The 17,250-nt window shown below is 43.7% G+C and carries 16 protein-coding genes; 5 read left to right on the top strand and 11 right to left on the bottom strand.

What is annotated here, in order from left to right:
- Positions 1 to 55 precede the first annotated feature (55 nt).
- Positions 56 to 1,105: a type 2 isopentenyl-diphosphate Delta-isomerase gene (gene fni, locus VK097_RS00895; protein ID WP_324209907.1), complete on the bottom strand. Its 1,050-nt coding sequence runs from the start codon at positions 1,103 to 1,105 to the stop codon at positions 56 to 58.
- Positions 1,106 to 1,249: 144 nt separating this feature from the next.
- Here fni and VK097_RS00900 point away from each other — a divergent pair, with 144 nt between their 5' ends.
- On the top strand, positions 1,250 to 1,789 hold the full coding sequence (locus tag VK097_RS00900) for an HD domain-containing protein (RefSeq protein WP_324209908.1): 540 nt from the start codon (positions 1,250 to 1,252) through the stop codon (positions 1,787 to 1,789).
- Positions 1,790 to 1,933: 144 nt separating this feature from the next.
- Here VK097_RS00900 and VK097_RS00905 read toward each other — a convergent pair whose 3' ends face one another.
- The 4 genes from VK097_RS00905 to VK097_RS00920 form a co-directional block, all read right to left on the bottom strand.
- Positions 1,934 to 2,758, bottom strand: a complete 825-nt coding sequence (locus tag VK097_RS00905) for an aldo/keto reductase (RefSeq protein WP_324209909.1) — start codon at positions 2,756 to 2,758, stop codon at positions 1,934 to 1,936.
- Positions 2,759 to 2,823: 65 nt separating this feature from the next.
- Complete coding sequence (abc-f, locus tag VK097_RS00910) at positions 2,824 to 4,455, bottom strand: ribosomal protection-like ABC-F family protein (protein ID WP_324209910.1); 1,632 nt, start codon at positions 4,453 to 4,455, stop codon at positions 2,824 to 2,826.
- A gap of 331 nt (positions 4,456 to 4,786) precedes the next feature.
- Positions 4,787 to 4,903 (bottom strand): RAxF-45 family protein, encoded by a 117-nt coding sequence (locus VK097_RS00915; RefSeq protein ID WP_324209911.1) that lies wholly within the window; start codon positions 4,901 to 4,903, stop codon positions 4,787 to 4,789.
- Positions 4,904 to 5,032: 129 nt separating this feature from the next.
- Positions 5,033 to 6,091 carry a YkvI family membrane protein gene (locus VK097_RS00920; protein ID WP_324209912.1) on the bottom strand — a complete coding sequence of 353 codons (1,059 nt, stop codon included), beginning with the start codon at positions 6,089 to 6,091 and terminating at the stop codon, positions 5,033 to 5,035.
- Between the two features lie 712 nt (positions 6,092 to 6,803).
- Between VK097_RS00920 and VK097_RS00925 the strand changes: the two genes are divergently transcribed.
- Positions 6,804 to 8,228, top strand: coding sequence for an amidase family protein (locus VK097_RS00925; RefSeq protein ID WP_324209913.1), 1,425 nt, complete (start codon positions 6,804 to 6,806; stop codon positions 8,226 to 8,228).
- Positions 8,229 to 8,240: 12 nt separating this feature from the next.
- Here the strand turns inward: VK097_RS00925 and VK097_RS00930 are convergent, their stop codons facing one another.
- Complete coding sequence (locus tag VK097_RS00930) at positions 8,241 to 8,804, bottom strand: DNA-3-methyladenine glycosylase I (protein ID WP_324209914.1); 564 nt, start codon at positions 8,802 to 8,804, stop codon at positions 8,241 to 8,243.
- Between the two features lie 2 nt (positions 8,805 to 8,806).
- Positions 8,807 to 9,649: a sulfurtransferase gene (locus VK097_RS00935; protein ID WP_324209915.1), complete on the bottom strand. Its 843-nt coding sequence runs from the start codon at positions 9,647 to 9,649 to the stop codon at positions 8,807 to 8,809.
- Between the two features lie 159 nt (positions 9,650 to 9,808).
- On the opposite strand from VK097_RS00935, the gene pepT reads away from it, so the two are divergent.
- Positions 9,809 to 11,044, top strand: a complete 1,236-nt coding sequence (pepT, locus tag VK097_RS00940) for a peptidase T (RefSeq protein WP_324209916.1) — start codon at positions 9,809 to 9,811, stop codon at positions 11,042 to 11,044.
- 178 nt (positions 11,045 to 11,222) lie between these two features.
- Positions 11,223 to 12,239, top strand: a complete 1,017-nt coding sequence (locus VK097_RS00945) for a D-alanyl-D-alanine carboxypeptidase family protein (RefSeq protein WP_324209917.1) — start codon at positions 11,223 to 11,225, stop codon at positions 12,237 to 12,239.
- A 165-nt stretch (positions 12,240 to 12,404) separates the two neighbouring features.
- On the opposite strand, the gene VK097_RS00950 is transcribed toward VK097_RS00945, so the two are convergent.
- From VK097_RS00950 to VK097_RS00965, 4 genes are all read right to left on the bottom strand, one after another.
- Positions 12,405 to 12,857 (bottom strand): DUF2269 family protein, encoded by a 453-nt coding sequence (locus VK097_RS00950; RefSeq protein ID WP_324209918.1) that lies wholly within the window; start codon positions 12,855 to 12,857, stop codon positions 12,405 to 12,407.
- 115 nt (positions 12,858 to 12,972) lie between these two features.
- Positions 12,973 to 13,836, bottom strand: coding sequence for a fructosamine kinase family protein (locus VK097_RS00955; protein WP_324209919.1), 864 nt, complete (start codon positions 13,834 to 13,836; stop codon positions 12,973 to 12,975).
- A 52-nt stretch (positions 13,837 to 13,888) separates the two neighbouring features.
- On the bottom strand, positions 13,889 to 15,682 hold the full coding sequence (gene abc-f, locus VK097_RS00960) for a ribosomal protection-like ABC-F family protein (RefSeq protein WP_324209920.1): 1,794 nt from the start codon (positions 15,680 to 15,682) through the stop codon (positions 13,889 to 13,891).
- 254 nt (positions 15,683 to 15,936) lie between these two features.
- Positions 15,937 to 16,389 carry a nucleoside deaminase gene (locus tag VK097_RS00965; RefSeq protein ID WP_324209921.1) on the bottom strand — a complete coding sequence of 151 codons (453 nt, stop codon included), beginning with the start codon at positions 16,387 to 16,389 and terminating at the stop codon, positions 15,937 to 15,939.
- 189 nt (positions 16,390 to 16,578) lie between these two features.
- On the opposite strand from VK097_RS00965, the gene VK097_RS00970 reads away from it, so the two are divergent.
- Positions 16,579 to 17,139, top strand: a complete 561-nt coding sequence (locus VK097_RS00970; RefSeq protein ID WP_324209922.1) for a nitroreductase family protein — start codon at positions 16,579 to 16,581, stop codon at positions 17,137 to 17,139.
- Positions 17,140 to 17,250 lie beyond the last annotated feature (111 nt).

A 17,250-nucleotide genomic window follows, 5' to 3' on the forward strand; every position in this document is an offset into this window, starting at 1 on the left:
TGGCGTTTTTGCCATTTAAAAGCTGCTCACCCATTCAGGTAAACAGCTTCTGCTATCAATCATCAAGCAATGATTTGCCCATGACGGAGACGCGTTTTGTATTTTTCAGTTCATCAAGTGTACTGGCGCCAACCCCGAACATCGTCATTTTCAGTTCCAATTCAATCTGATCCATTGTTTCAATGACAGCTTTATCTGATTCGGTTGCGGCCTCCAGCAGCTTTCTCGCAAAGCCTATGACATCCGCGCCGATTGTCAGTGCTTTCGCAGCATCCATGCCAGTTTTCATGCCGCCGCTGGATACAACCGGTACATCCTCCAGAGCGCTTTTTACTGATACGATACAGTCTTTTGTCGGGATGCCCCAATTATTAAACGACTCTGCTGCGGCTTTTTTCAGCGGATCGTTCGAGCGGAGCTTTTCCACCTGACTCCAGGAGGTTCCGCCGGCTCCGGCGACATCAATATAGGAAACACCGGCATCATACAATTTTTTCGCAATAGTGCCGTCAATGCCAAACCCGACTTCTTTTGCACCAACCGGAACGTTGACAGCAGAACAGACTTTTTCAATCTTCGGCAGCAGATTTTCGAAATTCAGATCACCGCCGTCCTGGACTGCTTCCTGAAGCGGGTTGAAATGCAGAACGATTGAATCAGCCCCCGTCAACTCAACAATGCGCTGACATTCTTCTGCGCCGTAGCCATAATTCAGTTGTACAGCACCAATGTTAGCAATCAGGGGAACACTCGGCGCATATTTTCGAATTAAAAATGATTCCTGATGTGTATCACTTTCCAGAAGTGCCCTTGTTGAGCCGAGAGCAACGGCCCATCCTTTTTCTTCCGCTGCTTTAGCAAGATTTTGATTGATTTTCGCTGCAAGTTCAGAACCCCCGGTCATTGAGCTGACAAGGAATGGAGCTTTTAACGGCTTGTCCAGAAAACGGGTGCCCGTATCAATATCAGCAAAATTTATTTCCGGTAATGCATTATGGATAAAGGAAATCCCTTCAAGTCCTGTTGATTTGTTTACACCTTCTACATTGTCGGTTAAACAAAGCCGGATATGCTCTGTTTTCCGCTTATTTATTCCTTCTTCCATCACTATTCATCCTAACTTAAATGTCATTATGTTTATCATACCAGTAATCGATCGGGAATAAAACAAAATGGCAATTGCTTGCTGGAACAATTGCTGTTCAACTGATATACTTATTCTCAATATCTAACTCCGGGAGGCCAATCAATGAAAAAGGAAGCAAAAAATTTTGCCGAAAAAGCCCATGAAGGCCAAATACGGAAAAGTTCTGACGACCCTTATATTACTCATCCCATCCGTGTTGCCAAACGTCTTGAAGAGGCTGGATTCAACGACGAATTGGTATGCGCCGGTTATTTGCATGACGTCGTGGAAGACACACCTTATGAAATAGAGGACATTGAAGAAGCATTCGGCATCAAGGTTGCCAGCCTGGTTTCCGCTCATACAGAAGATAAATCAAAAACATGGAAAGAACGTAAACAACATACAATTGATACCGTAAAATTCGCTTCAAGAGACATTAAATACCTGATTCTCGCTGATAAATTGGACAATCTGTTATCGATGGAACAAGAGTATAATTTGCAGGGCGATGCATTGTGGGAAAACTTCAACGCAGGCTTTGAAGAGCAAAAATGGTATAACAAATCGATTGCCGAGAATATGAGTGCCGGATTGTCTGAAGATGAGATGCCGGACTATTTCCGGGAGTTTGAAGAGGCAGTGAAGCGGGTCTTTGGATGAGATTATTGCTTTAATCAGCGGGAGACATTTTGAAAATCATCGCTTCTTCTGAAACTTATAGCCGTCAAGCCACAGTATACGTCTTATTATAAATGCAAGTAAGATAGGAAGAGGACGCGGATTTCTCCACGTCCTTCAGAGCAATTACCGATGATTCATTTGGCTTGGTTCGGGGCCATTACGATGGTTGCGGTCCAGTTCAGCAATCTTATCCATATCATCTGGGCTTAACTCAAAATCGAACACATCAAAATTCTCTTCAATCCGTGATGGTGTAACGGATTTCGGGATGACAATCGAGTTGGATTGAAGGTGCCAGCGAAGAACAACTTGGGCGATTGTTTTACCGTGCTTTTCAGCAATTTCCTTCACAATATCATTACTTAAAACATCCCCGCCGCTCATTAACGGACTCCAAGCTTCCAGATAAATATCATGCTTTTGGCAGAACGCTTTCAACTCTTTCTGCTGGAGATATGGATGGCACTCCACCTGGTTGACAGCAGGTACGACTTCACATTCATCCAGCAGTCGCTGCAAATGATCAATGTTAAAATTGCAGACACCAATTGCTTTCGCACGGCCATCTTTATACAGTTTTTCCATTGCCTTATAAGTTTCGACATAATCATCGAACTCAGGTGTCGGCCAGTGGATCAAGTACATATCAACATAATCCAGTCCTATTTTCTCAAGACTTTCGTCAAACGCTTTTAACGTATTTTCATAACCCTGGTCTGAATTCCATACTTTTGTTGTGATAAACAGATCTTCACGGGGAACATCGCTTTGTTCAAGAGCTTTTCCAACCCCATTTTCATTTTCATATGCTTTCGCCGTATCAATTGAACGATACCCAACTTTAATTGCCTTGGATACAGCCGGTGTTGCTTCTTCATCCGGCACTTGCCAGACACCAAAGCCTAGTTGTGGTATTTCAAGTCCATTATTTAGTGTAACGTATTTCATATAACAGCTTCCTTTCTTGCCATGATGGATTTTCAGTTTATCATATTCCGACAGATAAGATAAAACTATTGATACACTTCCCGTTTTTCCCTTGCAAATGAATAGTTCCCTTCATATCGCATCAATTCTCCGTCAGCAAGCCAGTACGTAACAGGGAAAATTTTATCCAGGAAATACCGGTCATGGGAAACAGCTACGATTGTTCCATCAAAATGTTCCAAAGCATCTTCCAGCACTTCTTTTGATTCAATATCCAAATGGTTGGTCGGTTCATCGAATATGAGCAGGTTGTGGTTTTGATGAACAAGCTGGGCAAGACGCAAACGCATTTTTTCTCCGCCGCTCAAGTCTTCTACTTTTTGAAAAACAGTCTTTCCATAAAACAGAAATCGTGCTAATATCCCTCGGGCTTCCCCTTCTGTTACATGAACCTGATCACGAAACGCATCCAGGATTGATCTGTCCTTATCCATTTCAGTCATATGCTGGGACAAAAAACCGACTGACAAATTACTTCCTAACCTAATTTCACCATCATCTGCCGTTTCCGTACCAAGTATCATTTTCAATATGGTGGATTTTCCACTTCCATTTTCACCGACAATAGCAACTCGCTCCTGAAACCGAACATGTATATCGATTGCTGATAACAATAGCTGTTCACCAAACGACTTACAAACTGCTTCCATAATCATAACATCATTTCCGCTCCGTTTGCCGATTTGAAAATCCAACCCGATCTTTTTATGCTCTAAAACCGGCCTTTTCATAACATCAATCCGTTTCAGTGCTTTTTCCATGCTTTTCGCCCGGCGATGCAACCCTGCATTAGGCGGGTTGGCCTGGTTCGCCCATTCTTTAAGCCGTTTAATGGTTTCTTTCATTTTTTTGATCTTCTTTTGCTGATCTTCGTATTGCTGGAATTCCCGCAGAAGACGTTCTTCGCGTTCTTTCACATAACCCGAGTAGTCGGTGCGATATTTAATCAATTCCCCTTGATCCATCTCCAGGATGGATGTTACGTTCTCATCCAAAAAGTAGCGATCATGTGAAACAATCACAACCGTCCCAAGATATTGCTGGATAAAATCGGTAAGCCATTCAATCGCTATAAGATCAAGGTGATTCGTCGGTTCATCCAACAGCAACAGATCGGGTGAAGTCAGCAGCAACTGGGCTAACCCGACCTTTGTCCGTTCACCGCCACTGAGCTGCCGCCATTTCTTTTGAGATAAGTCATCAATGTTAAGTCCGCTCATGATTCGTCTGATTTTCGAGTCGACTTCATAACCGCCATCCTGCTGGAATTTTTCCTGCAGTTCGCCGTATTTTTCAATATGTCGCGTTAATTTATCAGGGTCTGTCTCCTCCGACATGGCCCGTTCCAGTTTTGCCATTCTCACTTTCAAATCTTCAATCTCATCAAAAACATCATAAAGAATGGCTTCAACCTGCTTCCTGTCGTCAATTTCCGGCCTTTGTTCAAGCAGCCCAACCGTTAAACCTTTTTTCCACGTCATTTGCCCTGAAGCAGGCTCCGTTTTCCGGGCGATTAGATCCAATAACGTCGTCTTTCCTTCCCCATTTCGGCCGATTAACCCGATTCGATTACCTTGTTTAATTTCAGTTGTCATTCCTTCAAAAATAGTATTAGCACCAGTTATTTGCGTTACTTTTTGTATACTGCATACGATCATAATTCTCTTCCTCCGTTTGAAGAGACACTGCTGCAACAAGAACAAAGGCGCAAGCGCCCGTTTAGCGACGTACGGACTGGACTGAACCGCAGGAGATAAAGGAAACACGGCGACCATAGGAAGCCGCTGTTGACTTATCGGACGGAGGTGAAGGAAGTCACGCTAGTCGCTGGGCGCTGGAGCCGGACGTGGCAATTTTTGATAAAGCATTCGTAGAGCCAAAAGTTTATACTTTCCTATACAACAAAAAAGACGGCAGAGAAACAGTCTCCACCGCCTTGAATATAAAAATTCCGTTCGTGGACAGATGTCTCTTACTGGTATTTTTCCGTTAAGTTATCTTAAAAAAGGACATACGTATCCCTTTGATAGAAACATCGGAAAAAAGCGCATAGCAAATCCACAGATATTCTCTGAATTTATCTATGCCGCTGCCAGTAAAATTCATCTGATCCACCTCCTTTTGATACTAGTTTATTTTATAAACTACAGGAAGTCAATAAAGTTATACTAAAAAGGCTTTTATTAGCGTTTATTTTTAAAGATACAATAAACATTTTCAAAGATGGACAAAGAGTCAGACACTCTCTTCCCACTTTTTGACTTTGAATGGGGCGATAATAAGTACGATGATTAATACGAGTCCGAGATAACCGATAAATGGGTACAGGGATGAAACGAGATCAGTAAATCCGACAAAGCTTGCCGCATAGCCGGTAATCACTGTAATGATGAAAAAGACTTTGAATTTTTTCGTCGCTGGCTCCGTAAAACGCGCACCGAACGAGTAGAACATGCTGATAGCTGTATTAAAAATCATGGCGAATAATACCAGTGACATAAGGACACCTAAAATTGGCGATATGTCATTCACAATTCCAAGTGTCGGTAATTCCAGGCTGCCAACGTCTTCAATTTTAGCGAAGATGGCCAGATGACTTAAAAGAATAATGAGACCCAGACCAACCCCGCCGGCAAAGCCGCCCCAGCCCGCCGTCTTACGGTCTGCCTCAGCAGCACCTGTAACAATTGCCATAGAGGCGCCTACAGCTGTGTTAAACGAAACGTAATTGATGGCTGAAACAAACCAATTTGGCAGATTTGTCGGATGTTCTCTAGCAATGCTGTCCAAGCTAAGATAAGATCCGTCCATTGTCAGAAAACTGTAGATGGAAACAACCACGACAAACATAATAAGAAATGGTGTGATCCCGCCGATGATGTTCACAACACGGTCAACCTGCAGCATGCCGGTTACAATAATTAAAATGGTTATCAGCGTTGTACCAGCAATAATCGGAATGCCGAACTGCTGATTTAAATTGGAACCGGCTCCGGCGATCATAACTACACCAACTCCGAACAATGTAAAGATTAGAATATAATCAATGAGGAAGCCCAGATAACGGCCGCTGACTCGATAAATAACCTCTTTATGCGATGGCTGCTTCGCACGGCTGCCCAACCACACGAGCATCATTCCGACATAAGCGAATAAAGCAATTGTCACAATCGCTCCAACAACGCCCCATAAACCGAAACTGGTAAAGTACTGTAAGATCTCTTGTCCGGACGCGAGACCTGCCCCGACAATGATTCCGATAAAAGCGCTTCCGATTTTCAAGACTTTTTTCATATGAGTTGTGTCTCCTTCTACGATGCCAATACGATTAAGTGCAGCAGATTATATTTTAATATTTATAGTATCGTCACGTACAGTATCTATTTAATAAATATAAAAGTTTAATAATTTTTATCTTTCTTTACTTTTATCAGGACCGAATTGCCCCAAAGCACAAAGTGTTCCCGCTTCCGGATGTGCTGGACATGTTGTACAAGGAGATCGCCGGGTAAGGCGGATGGTATTATCTTCTAGATAGATAAACCTGTCCACTGCCAGTACGTAAAATAAAACAGAAGTAATGCAAGGATATAAAGCGGCATCAATATGAAGCTTATCTTGAGCAGCTGGCCTGCTTTATAAGTTACTTCCCCCTCTTCATAAAAAAGAAGCAACGCTTTTGAGGTGACCGGAAAAGTCACACAGTAATTCATTCCGATCAAACTTATAAAGACAACAGCGCCAGGTAGCTTTCATCCTTGTCTCCTCCTCGTAACAAATCATTACTTACATAGTACCGTTGGAAAATTAATGGAAACTGAGGATGACATTAGAAATTGATTAAGAAAATGTCGACTATGTTACCAACTCCGATGACTATCAGCTTCCGAATTGAAAAGTTATACCGCAATAGAAGCACCGAACAAAGTCACAAAGTGTGGATTCTGCTACATATTCAATCACGTGATATAGTGTTTTATAAAGGGGTTAACAAGGAGGAGATACAATGGCATTTACACTCAACGAAGCCACCATTTCCGATATGCAATATGAAGTGGAAGCTGGCAATCTATCAGCCAAAAAACTCACAATGATGTATTTGAAGCAAATCGCCGACCATAATGACGAGATCAATGCAGTACTGGAAATGAATCCCGAAGCATTGCATATCGCGGAAGCACTCGATACAGAAAGGAAACAAAACGGCACACGCAGTCCGCTCCACGGTATCCCTATTTTAATTAAGGACAACATCAATACCGCCGGAGATAACACACATACAACCGCCGGATCGCTGGCACTTGAAAACCATTACGCACGGGAAGATGCCTTTATCGTTAAAAAGCTGCGTGCGGCCGGTGCTGTTATTCTTGGAAAAACAAATCTGACTGAGTGGGCGAACTTTATGACCGACGGGATGCCTAATGGGTTCAGCTCACTGGGCGGGCAGGTGATGAATCCATATGGCTTGGGTGAATTTGATACAGGCGGTTCCAGTGCGGGATCGGGAGCTGGAATTGCTGCGAACTTTGCGGCTGGAGCCATAGGAACAGAAACGAGCGGATCGATTCTCAGCCCGGCAAGCAGCAATGCCATTGTCGGCATCAAACCGACTGTTGGCCTGTTAAGCCGAACTGGAATCATACCCATCTCAACCAGCCAGGACACAGCCGGACCAATGACCCGTACAGTTAGAGACGCAGCCATTATGCTGAACGCTCTCACCGGCATTGATGAGCAAGACCCTGCGACTTTTATCAGCCGGGACAATGTAACAGCGGATTATGTACAAGCGCTTAATAAAAATGGCTTAAAAACAGCAAGGCTGGGCATTTCACACGATTATTTGAAAGACCTGGATGAAGACGAAGCGGCCATTATCAATACAGCTTTGGCCGATATGGAGAAGTTGGGTGCTGCCATAGCTGATCCAGTTGAGTTGCCCTTTCATTCGAATGATATAAGCGTTATGATTCATGAATTCAAAAACGGGCTCAACGCCTTTCTGAAGGACCTGCCGGCATATTCATCTGTCCATTCATTAGAGGATGTTATTCAATTTAATAAACAGCATAAGCAGAAGGCGCTCAAATACGGCCAGACAAGGTTTGAACAATCCGATAAAAAAAGCGGGAAACTCACTGAGGCGGAATATATTAACGCCCGGCTGAAGGATCTGGAGATGTCACAGGAAAAAGGTATCGACAAGGCCATAGAGGAAAATAACCTGGATGCTTTAATTTTTGCAAATAACTACGGGTCCATTATTGCGGCTAAAGCGGGGTATCCATCCATAACCGTCCCGGCGGGCTTTACATCAGCAGGCAAACCAGTCGGCATCACCTTTACAGGAGCGGCCTTTTCCGAAGCAAGGCTGATTGAACTGGCATATGCCTATGAGCAGGCAACAAAACATCGGAAAGAACCATAATGGGACAAGGTGTCAGCCACCCTGTCCCAAAAAACATTTCTTCGTATGGTCACTCACCATACCTGTGGCCTGCATAAATGCATAGCAGATCGTTGGTCCGACGAATTTGAATCCGCGTTTTTTCAGGTCTTTGCTCATTTGCTCCGATTCTTTGGTTGTCGCGGGAACGTCTGCATGCTCGGCCCAGTCATTTACAATCGGCTCCCCGCCGACAAATTGCCAAATATAACGATCAAAGCTCCCAAATTCCCGCTGAATGCTCAATACAGCCATAGCATTGGTAATAACGGATTCGATTTTTTGTCTGTTCCGGATGATGCTTTTGTCCTGGATAAGTTTGTGAACCCTGTCAGTGTCGTAATAAGCGATTTTTTCCGGATCAAATTGATCAAATGCCTTTCGATAACTTTCCCTGCGTTTAAGTATTGTAATCCAGCTCAGCCCTGCTTGTGCGCCTTCCAAAGAAAGCATTTCGAATAATTTATGATCATCGTGGACCGGCCTCCCCCACTCATAATCATGATAATCGATATAGATCTGGTCATCTGTCACCCATTCACAGCGTTTTTTGTTCATCGTCATTCTTCCTTTGTTTCCACTTCATGTTCATCATAGGAAATCCAGTCACTGAAGCTCCCAGGGTACAGCTTCACATTTTCGAATCCGGCTGATTTCAGGGCAAGCACATTCGGACATGCCGAGACACCTGAGCCGCAGGAAACGATAATTTCGTCATCTTTGGATAATGAATCAAAATTTTTCTCGAGTTCCGTGGCCCCTTTCCACTGGCCGTTTTCATCAAAAACATTCTTCCAAAAGAAATTTTTCGCACCGGGGATATGACCGGCCTTTATATAAAGTGTTTCGTTTTTACCAAGATAGCGATCCCGTGAACGTGAATCAATCAATGTTGCTGACTGATTCTGCAGTTTTTCTTGGACTTCATCGATATGGACAACATCATTTTCTCGAAACGCAGGCTTGAATTCCTTCGCTTCAAGTGCTGGCACTTCTGTTGTAACATCACGACCTGCTTTCACCCATTGTTCAAATCCACCGTCGAGTAAATGGACATCTTGATGACCTGCGTATTGCAAAAGCCACCAGAGTCGTGCAGCGAACATGTCATTCTTCTGATCATAAATAACGACCGTGGTATCCTGATCAATCCCGATGTTGCCTATTTTGGCAGTAAACATCTCCATATCGGGCAAGGGATGACTGCCTCCATGCTTAGCTGCCTTATCAGATAAATCCTTATTTAAATCCAGATAAACCGCTTGCGGGATATGGCCTTCCAAATAGACTTTCCTGCCGGCATCCGCATCTGTTAATTCAAAGCGCGTATCCACTACTACTGTATTTTTCGGGTCGTTTTCCAGTCTCTCCTGAAGCCATTTATCACTTACAACAACTGACATTCTACAACCTCCCAGTTTAAAGTGTTGCATTTATCTATTGTCGTTCATTGTGCTCACTTCCTATTTTAACCGATGGACAAGCCAATGAACAGCACGAATTATTCTTCATTTTCTGATGATAAAAATGGTAAAATAGATGGACGAGGAGATGGATATATAATGAGAGAAGAATTAATCGAACGTTTCACACGATACGTAAAAATCGATACTCAGTCAGATGAAGCTAATACGGCAACACCATCAACACCGGGACAGCTGGAATTGGCTAATCTGCTTGTGGAAGAGTTAAAAGAAATCGGCATGGCTGATGTCTCGATCGATCATAATGGCTATGTGATGGCAACACTGCCGGGAAATACCGAAAAAGACATCCCGACAATTGGTTTTCTTGCCCATGTTGATACGGCGACTGATTTCACCGGCAAAAATGTGAAGCCGCAAATTGTGAATAACTTCGACGGCACAGACCTGACATTAAACGAAGACAAGGGTGTTGTTTTATCCGCCAATGACTTCCCGGAACTGCTGGGCTATAAAGAGCATACACTCATTACAACTGACGGCACCACCTTGCTTGGCGCCGATAACAAAGCCGGCATCGCAGAAATCATGACGGCAATGGCTTACTTAATCGACCACCCGAAAATAAAACATGGGAAAATTCGTGTAGCCTTCACTCCTGATGAAGAAATCGGCCGCGGTCCGCATAAATTTGATGTTGACCATTTTGCTGCCAAATACGCCTATACAATGGATGGAGGGCCGCTGGGTGAATTGCAGTATGAAAACTTTAACGCCGCTGCTGCCAGAATCACATTTCGTGGCAATAGCGTACATCCCGGCACAGCCAAAAATAAAATGGTCAACGCAGGAAAAATAGCTGCTGAATTCATCACTAAGATTCCGAAGCAACAAGCGCCCGAACACACTGAAAAATATGAAGGGTTCTATCATCTGCTCGATGTGAATGGCGATGTGGAACAAACCGTGGTATCCTATATTATCCGGGACTTTGACAAAGACAACTTTGAAGCACGGAAAGAAACAATGCGCCAATTCACCGAAGAAATCAATGGCAAATACGGTGAGGGATCTGCAGAAATTGAGATGAAGGATCAATATTACAATATGCGCGAGAAAATCGAACCGGTTAAACACATAGTGGATATCGCTTATGGGGCGATGGAAAACGCTGAGATCACTCCGCTTGTAAAGCCTGTCCGCGGCGGTACAGACGGCTCACAGCTTTCATACATGGGACTGCCGACACCAAATATCTTCACGGGCGGCGAAAACTATCACGGAAAATTTGAATACATTTCCGTCGATAATATGGAAAAAGCAACAAATGTCATTGTTGAGATTTGCAAGCTGTTTGAGGCAAAAGAACAATAATGAAAGACTGGTCGAATCACCAGTCTTTTGCCATTGCTTCCACCCTTCATCACAATTGATCAAACGTTTGATGAATTGCCGCTACCTTTCCATTACCCTTGATTTTTCATGGATTACACCAAAATAAGCGTGTTAAGATATAACAGAAAAAGAAGAACGAATGACAGGGGAGAATTTGATGTTAAAGAAAAGTCTTACGGGCGCTCTAGCGCTATTTGCCACGCTATTTCTGATTACAGCTTGCAATAATGGGACTTCAGAAGACAAGCAATCCGCTGAGAACGCACCAAAAGATGAATCAGACAACCAAAAAAAGACCGAACCGGCCAATAAACAGATCCAATTGCCGCAGGAATACCTGCAAAAAAACGATACAAGTGATTCTGTGAAAATGCTGCAGAGGGCCGTGAATCAAATCGGGTATGACATAAATCCAACCGGGACTTATCATGACATGACGACATGGGCTGTCACAGACTATCAAATGCAGCAGGAGAACCTGCCTGTAACCGGTGTTTACGACGATGTAACCAGAGATGCACTGAAGAAATCATTAAAAAACGCTACATCCATAGAGCCTGGTTCAGGCCTTCAAAAATCCGGCAACAATTCTGATGCAATCAGTAATCCGCACGAAATTCTGGCGCTTGTCAATAAAGATAATGCGCTGCCGGAAGGGTTCGAACCTATCAATCTTGTCGTACCGGATGTCCGCTTCCCGTTTGAAGACTTTTTGCCAAAGAAACAAATGCGGCAAGTGGCCGCAACAGCCATGGAAGACATGTTTGCAGCGGCGGACAATGCAGGACTTGAGCTGTATGCTCAGTCCGGATACCGCTCCTACGACAGACAAGATGCTATTTTTGCCGCCAATGTCCAGGAACATGGTGAAAAAGCAGCGAATAACTTCAGCGCAAGACCTGGTGAGAGTGAGCACCAGACCGGATTGACAATGGATGTCACCAGTCCGGATATTGATTTTAAATTAACCGTTGAGTTCGGCAAAACCGATGAAGGCCAATGGCTCAAGGAGCATGCAGCCGAATATGGTTTTATCATCCGGTATCCGAAAGGGAAAGAAGACATTACCCAATATCAATATGAGCCGTGGCATCTGCGGTATGTTGGTGAAAAAGCAGCGACGGATATTATGGAGCAAGGCATTACACTGGAAGAATACATGGGAGAAAATTAAATAGGTTTAAAAATGGCGCACAACTGAGCATGTGCGCCTTTCTTATGTATTAGCCTGTCCATTGTTTTTCTTCAGGTTGTTTTGACTATGCTCAGAAATTGAGTAACGACTTTTTCCCGGAAGCAAGTTTTACCAGCGGTTAAAAATACATTTACATGTGCTCCATTAAAAAGGCTTCAGTATCATCAACGCAATAACAATCAAAAAAATGATATTTTCAACCCGTTCATAGAAAAAGAGTTTTTTGGATAACACGTAGTATTCATCAGGTATATGCTCTCCTTGATGTTCTTTCAGCAATGCTTTAATCGGCTTCGACCGCGGTGACAAAATAATAGGTCCGAAAGCAAGTCCGGCCAGGAATAACACAAGACTCAAGACATACCATCCCTGGCTGAATAAACAGGGGTTCAGCGCCCCCATCCAGAGACCGGTTATTAACAGCAAGGTCCCCCCTACCATCACATAAATATGCAGACGGTTCCTGATAACGTAAGCATGCCTTAGTTCAGTCATCGTTTCAGCCTTCGTGACAATATAAATCATCACAAACCCCGGACCCAAACCCAGGATTGCTGAAAAAACATGTATAAAAACGAGAAGTTCATAAAATGTCATCCATTATCACACCAATTCGTATCATGTATCCTCATCATACACGATTTACCATAGGGGAAATTGTGAGATTCAGCACATTTCCAACATACTTTTTGACGAAATTGTGCCGGAATATTCAACCGGCATACCGCTTCAAAATTGTGTCCACCGAGCGTCCATATGCTTCACCGAACATATTCAAATGAACAAGTAAATAATACAGCTGATACAGCGGTTTAATGTCCTCATAGTCCGGTGATAACGGGAATTGTTCCTGATAGGCCCGGTAAAAATCACTGGAATAACCGCCAAACACCTCAGTGAATGCCAGTTCAAAGTGCCGGTCACCATAAAGGAATGATGGATCAATCACATATGGTTCGCCCCCGGGACCGGCCAGCCAGTTACCGCCCCACAGATCACCATGAAGATAAGACGGGGCGGCATCATCAGGAATCCACTTGCCAAGATCTTCAAGCAATGTTTCCATGCGTCCGCGTCGTTTGCCGGTCATTCTGCCTTTGTCGATACCCATCCGTAATTGAGCAGCAAGCCGCTGATCCCGATAATATTCCAGCCAGCTTGAAAACAAGCCGTTTGTCTGTGGAAGTGATCCAATAAATGTATCATCATCAAACCCATGCTTTTCACCAAACGTCTGATGCATAGCCGCAATGCGGTCACCCAATATCCGGTCTGTATCCGCTGACGGCGCCCCATCAATCCATTCCATCACAAGATATGCACTGTTACTTTCATCTGTATACGTAAACACTTCCGGTACGGCAATCGAATTTGTTTCCCTGATCAGCTCCAGCCCTCTTGCCTCAAGTTCAAAAAAGCGATCCGGTGCCTCCGGATGAAATTTTATGAAATACTTCCGGTTATCAGTCTCGACAAAACAGCTTTCATTGATTGAGCCGCCTGCTGCATGTTTAGTCGTTTTTATATTGGAATCGTCACCTGCCTGGAGCAAAGCTTTTTTGATTTGTTCATTCACTGGAATACCCCTTTCAAAAAACTATAGAATCCACTTTCACCATCCTATCATGTCATCGTCTTAACCGTAGAAGTTTCTGCTGTATTATACCGATTTCATTTAAAATGCTCTGCTGCTCTTCATCAATCGTTGTTTCCATGCTCATCAGCTGTGTCAATCTCAGCTCCAGCTCCTGTACATCATTTTCCGTGTCAGGGTTATAGTTTGCCTTCCTTTTTTTATGTTCCATAAATTGCCCATAGTTTCCCTCGTAATCCAAAACCTGGCCGTTTCCCAATTCCAGAACCCGGTTTGCCGTTTTTTGAATCAGGTAACGGTCGTGGGAAACAATGATCAATGCGCCCGGATATGCTTGCAGAACATCCTCGATGACTTCTTTTGTATCAACATCGAGAAAGTTTGTCGGCTCATCCAGCACCAATAAGTTGGCACTGCTGAAATACAAAAGAATAAAGGCGACTCTGCATTTTTCGCCCATACTGAGTGATGAAATTTGCTTGAATACAGTCTCCTGCGGGAACAGAAAACAGCCAAGAATTGTGCGTGCCTCTGACTGGGTCATGCCGGGCAACTCAAGTATACTGTCCAAAATCGTGCTGTGTTCATCAAGGTTTTCAAGTTCCTGGGCAAAATAGCCGATGCTCGTCTGTGGATTGAGCTTTATATCCCCACTTTCCGGTGTCAGCTTTCCTGCTATCAGTTTCAGCAGCGTGGATTTGCCTGAACCATTGGGGCCGATTACACCAATCCGGTCCCCCCGATAAATGGACGTATTCAAACCGGAAAATAACATCTGTTCTCCTTTGAATGAAAACGACAAATTTTCAATCTGCAGAAGCCTTCTTGCCGAAAAGCTAGCACCATCAAGCGTTAGATTCACGTTTTTATCTGATTGCGGTTTTTGTACTTTATTTTTTTCAAGCCGTTCCAGTTCTGCTTCTTTTGCCTTAAACCGGGACACATTTTTCTTTGCCTTGGACCGGGCGAAATCATTTGTTCCGGCGGCTTTGTGTGCCTGCTGATACCATTGCTGATAATTGCGGATTGTGGCTAATAACGCTTCTTTTCTCTTTTGTTGTTTCTGATACAGTGTTTCCTGTGTCCGCCGTTCCAACTCTTTTTGCTGCCGGTATTCGGTGTAGGCCCCTCCGTATCGTCTGCAGGATATCGGAGTCAGTTCATAGATGGCATCCGCTGTACGGTCCAAAAAATATCGATCATGCGATACGAACAAAACAGCTCCAGGATAATTCACAAGCCACTCCTCCAGCCATTCCATTGTTTCCTTATCGAGATGGTTAGTGGGCTCATCCATGATGATGCATTCCGGGTTTTTCAAAATGAGTCTTGCCAATTGTGCCCGTGTTTTTTGACCGCCGCTTAGCTTGTCAAAAGAGTCGTTCCAAACCGATGCCGGAAGTTTCACCTGCTGCAATGCGCTTTCTGCTTTCGACTCCAGCTGAAAGCCATCATAGTCCAAAAATGCATTATAAATCTGTGTGTAATTTTCCATATCAAATTCAGATTGTGCATGTAATGTCTCCAGCTGTTGCTTTAATTCATAAACCTTCCCGGCAGCGGTCTGAACAAAATCAAGTACCGTTAGCGTGCCATATCCCGGATCCTGTTCCAGGAACCCCCATTTTTCAACGGGGACAAAGCGCTGTACTAAACCTGAATCAAACGCTACGTCCCCCCGCAAACCATTTAGCAGGGTTGTTTTCCCTGTGCCGTTTCGTCCGAATAACGCCACATGTTCTCCTTTTTGCAATGCCATATCAATATCGCTGAAAAGCTTTTTGCCGTCCCATTCCTTGCTGAGTCCTTTTCCTTGAAAAATAAACATATCCATACCCCCATCTGTTGAACCTGCCTTTGGATAAACGAAATGGGCATATGGATATACTTGTTCCCGGAATTATATATGGATTGCCACCCGAAAAAAGCACACACGTATCCCTCTCGTTCCTAAAGGCGGTAACGTTTGTTTGAATGATTCAAACTTACGGAAAACGTGGGTTTACTTCATTGTCGGATAGGACCTCCCCTAGATTTGCTACTTATTATCATACGAGTATGGCAATCCATTGTCAACGTTGATCAGGAACGGGCTTTCCATAACTGCATTGGATCTTCCTGGCCATCTCTTAACGGCATATGGACCATCTCTATCTGCCGCTCCGATTTCGACTTCTGCAGTTCCTCATAAATATCTTTTGTCTTTCCAAGACCTGCTTCAACGGCATCCTCAGATGAATTACAATAATAAATCGTATCAATACCTGAAAAATACATCGCTGTCAGGCACATCGGACAAGGCTCACCGCTGGCATACATTGTATATCCCTGCAACATATGTGAATGCATCATCTTTTGTGCTTTCCGCATTGCCAGAATTTCTGCATGTGCTGTAATATCAAAACGCTTATGCAATTCATTGACACCTTCAGCAACCTGTTTATCATTCTTCACAAGAACGGCACCAAAAGGTTCACCGCCATTACGGACATTCTCTGCAGCGAGTTCCACTGCCCGCTCCATAAATTGATTCATCGGATTTCCTTCCTTTTCATTTGGGTGTTGCCCTAAGTATAACAAAATTTCTCGCGTATGCCGCTTCAAAAGTCTGTTAACATTGAATAGTTTTGCTTTTTTCTCCCATATCGGCTACAATCATAATTGAAAATAATTATCAATTATGATTGTAAATTTAGAGTGATACGAATAAAGGGAGGACATCATATGGAAGTGACAAAACGGCCGACAGCCCTGCAGCAGGTCATCCGCGAACGGCGTGCTGTGAAAAAGCATTATAATGATAAACCCGTAGCCGAAGAAACTGTCAAGGAACTGTTGGAAGATGCCGTCTGGGCACCTACACATGGCGTGCGACAGCCCTGGCGTTTCATTTTTATCAGACCTGATCAGACAGAGAACTTTGCTGAAAAAGTAGCCGCCACCTATCCCGAAGAACGACAGCAAAACCGCTTTGAATATCTCAGTGAGCCAACTGCTTTTCTGGTGGTTGTGATGGAAGAACCTGAGAGCCGAAAACAATGGGATGAAAATTTTGGAGCAACCGCTTGCATGATTCAAAACTTTTGGCTGCTTGCCTGGGAACAGCAGCTTGGCGTCGTCTGGAAAACCAATTCACATATTTATAATCAGCAAGTCAAAGACATCCTGAATGTCGGGGAAAACGAAAAAATCGTCGGCTTCCTGCATCTTGGCTATTTTGATGAGAAACCTGCTAAAAAGGGTCGTGTATCAGCTGCGGATAAATTCACCACATTTAAAGGTTAAGCATACAAAAGAGGCTGTTCCCTATATAGGGCAACCTCTTTTTATTGTGATGGTTATCTGCAGTTGATGTTAAGCTTCTCGCGTTGATATTTTGTTTCTTCTGCTGATATT

Source organism: Lentibacillus sp. (assembly GCF_035301675.1).
In the GTDB taxonomy this organism is placed as follows: Bacteria; Bacillota; Bacilli; order Bacillales; family Amphibacillaceae; genus Lentibacillus.

Coding starts and splice junctions, on each gene's coding strand:
- fni (WP_324209907.1), bottom strand. CDS start 1,105: ATGGAAGAAGGAATAAATAAGCGGAAAACAGAGCATATCCGGCTTTGT.
- VK097_RS00900 (WP_324209908.1), top strand. CDS start 1,250: ATGAAAAAGGAAGCAAAAAATTTTGCCGAAAAAGCCCATGAAGGCCAA.
- VK097_RS00905 (WP_324209909.1), bottom strand. CDS start 2,758: ATGAAATACGTTACACTAAATAATGGACTTGAAATACCACAACTAGGC.
- abc-f (WP_324209910.1), bottom strand. CDS start 4,455: ATGATCGTATGCAGTATACAAAAAGTAACGCAAATAACTGGTGCTAAT.
- VK097_RS00915 (WP_324209911.1), bottom strand. CDS start 4,903: ATGAATTTTACTGGCAGCGGCATAGATAAATTCAGAGAATATCTGTGG.
- VK097_RS00920 (WP_324209912.1), bottom strand. CDS start 6,091: ATGAAAAAAGTCTTGAAAATCGGAAGCGCTTTTATCGGAATCATTGTC.
- VK097_RS00925 (WP_324209913.1), top strand. CDS start 6,804: ATGGCATTTACACTCAACGAAGCCACCATTTCCGATATGCAATATGAA.
- VK097_RS00930 (WP_324209914.1), bottom strand. CDS start 8,804: ATGAACAAAAAACGCTGTGAATGGGTGACAGATGACCAGATCTATATC.
- VK097_RS00935 (WP_324209915.1), bottom strand. CDS start 9,649: ATGTCAGTTGTTGTAAGTGATAAATGGCTTCAGGAGAGACTGGAAAAC.
- pepT (WP_324209916.1), top strand. CDS start 9,809: ATGAGAGAAGAATTAATCGAACGTTTCACACGATACGTAAAAATCGAT.
- VK097_RS00945 (WP_324209917.1), top strand. CDS start 11,223: ATGTTAAAGAAAAGTCTTACGGGCGCTCTAGCGCTATTTGCCACGCTA.
- VK097_RS00950 (WP_324209918.1), bottom strand. CDS start 12,857: ATGACATTTTATGAACTTCTCGTTTTTATACATGTTTTTTCAGCAATC.
- abc-f (WP_324209920.1), bottom strand. CDS start 15,682: ATGTTTATTTTTCAAGGAAAAGGACTCAGCAAGGAATGGGACGGCAAA.
- VK097_RS00965 (WP_324209921.1), bottom strand. CDS start 16,389: ATGAATCAATTTATGGAGCGGGCAGTGGAACTCGCTGCAGAGAATGTC.
- VK097_RS00970 (WP_324209922.1), top strand. CDS start 16,579: ATGGAAGTGACAAAACGGCCGACAGCCCTGCAGCAGGTCATCCGCGAA.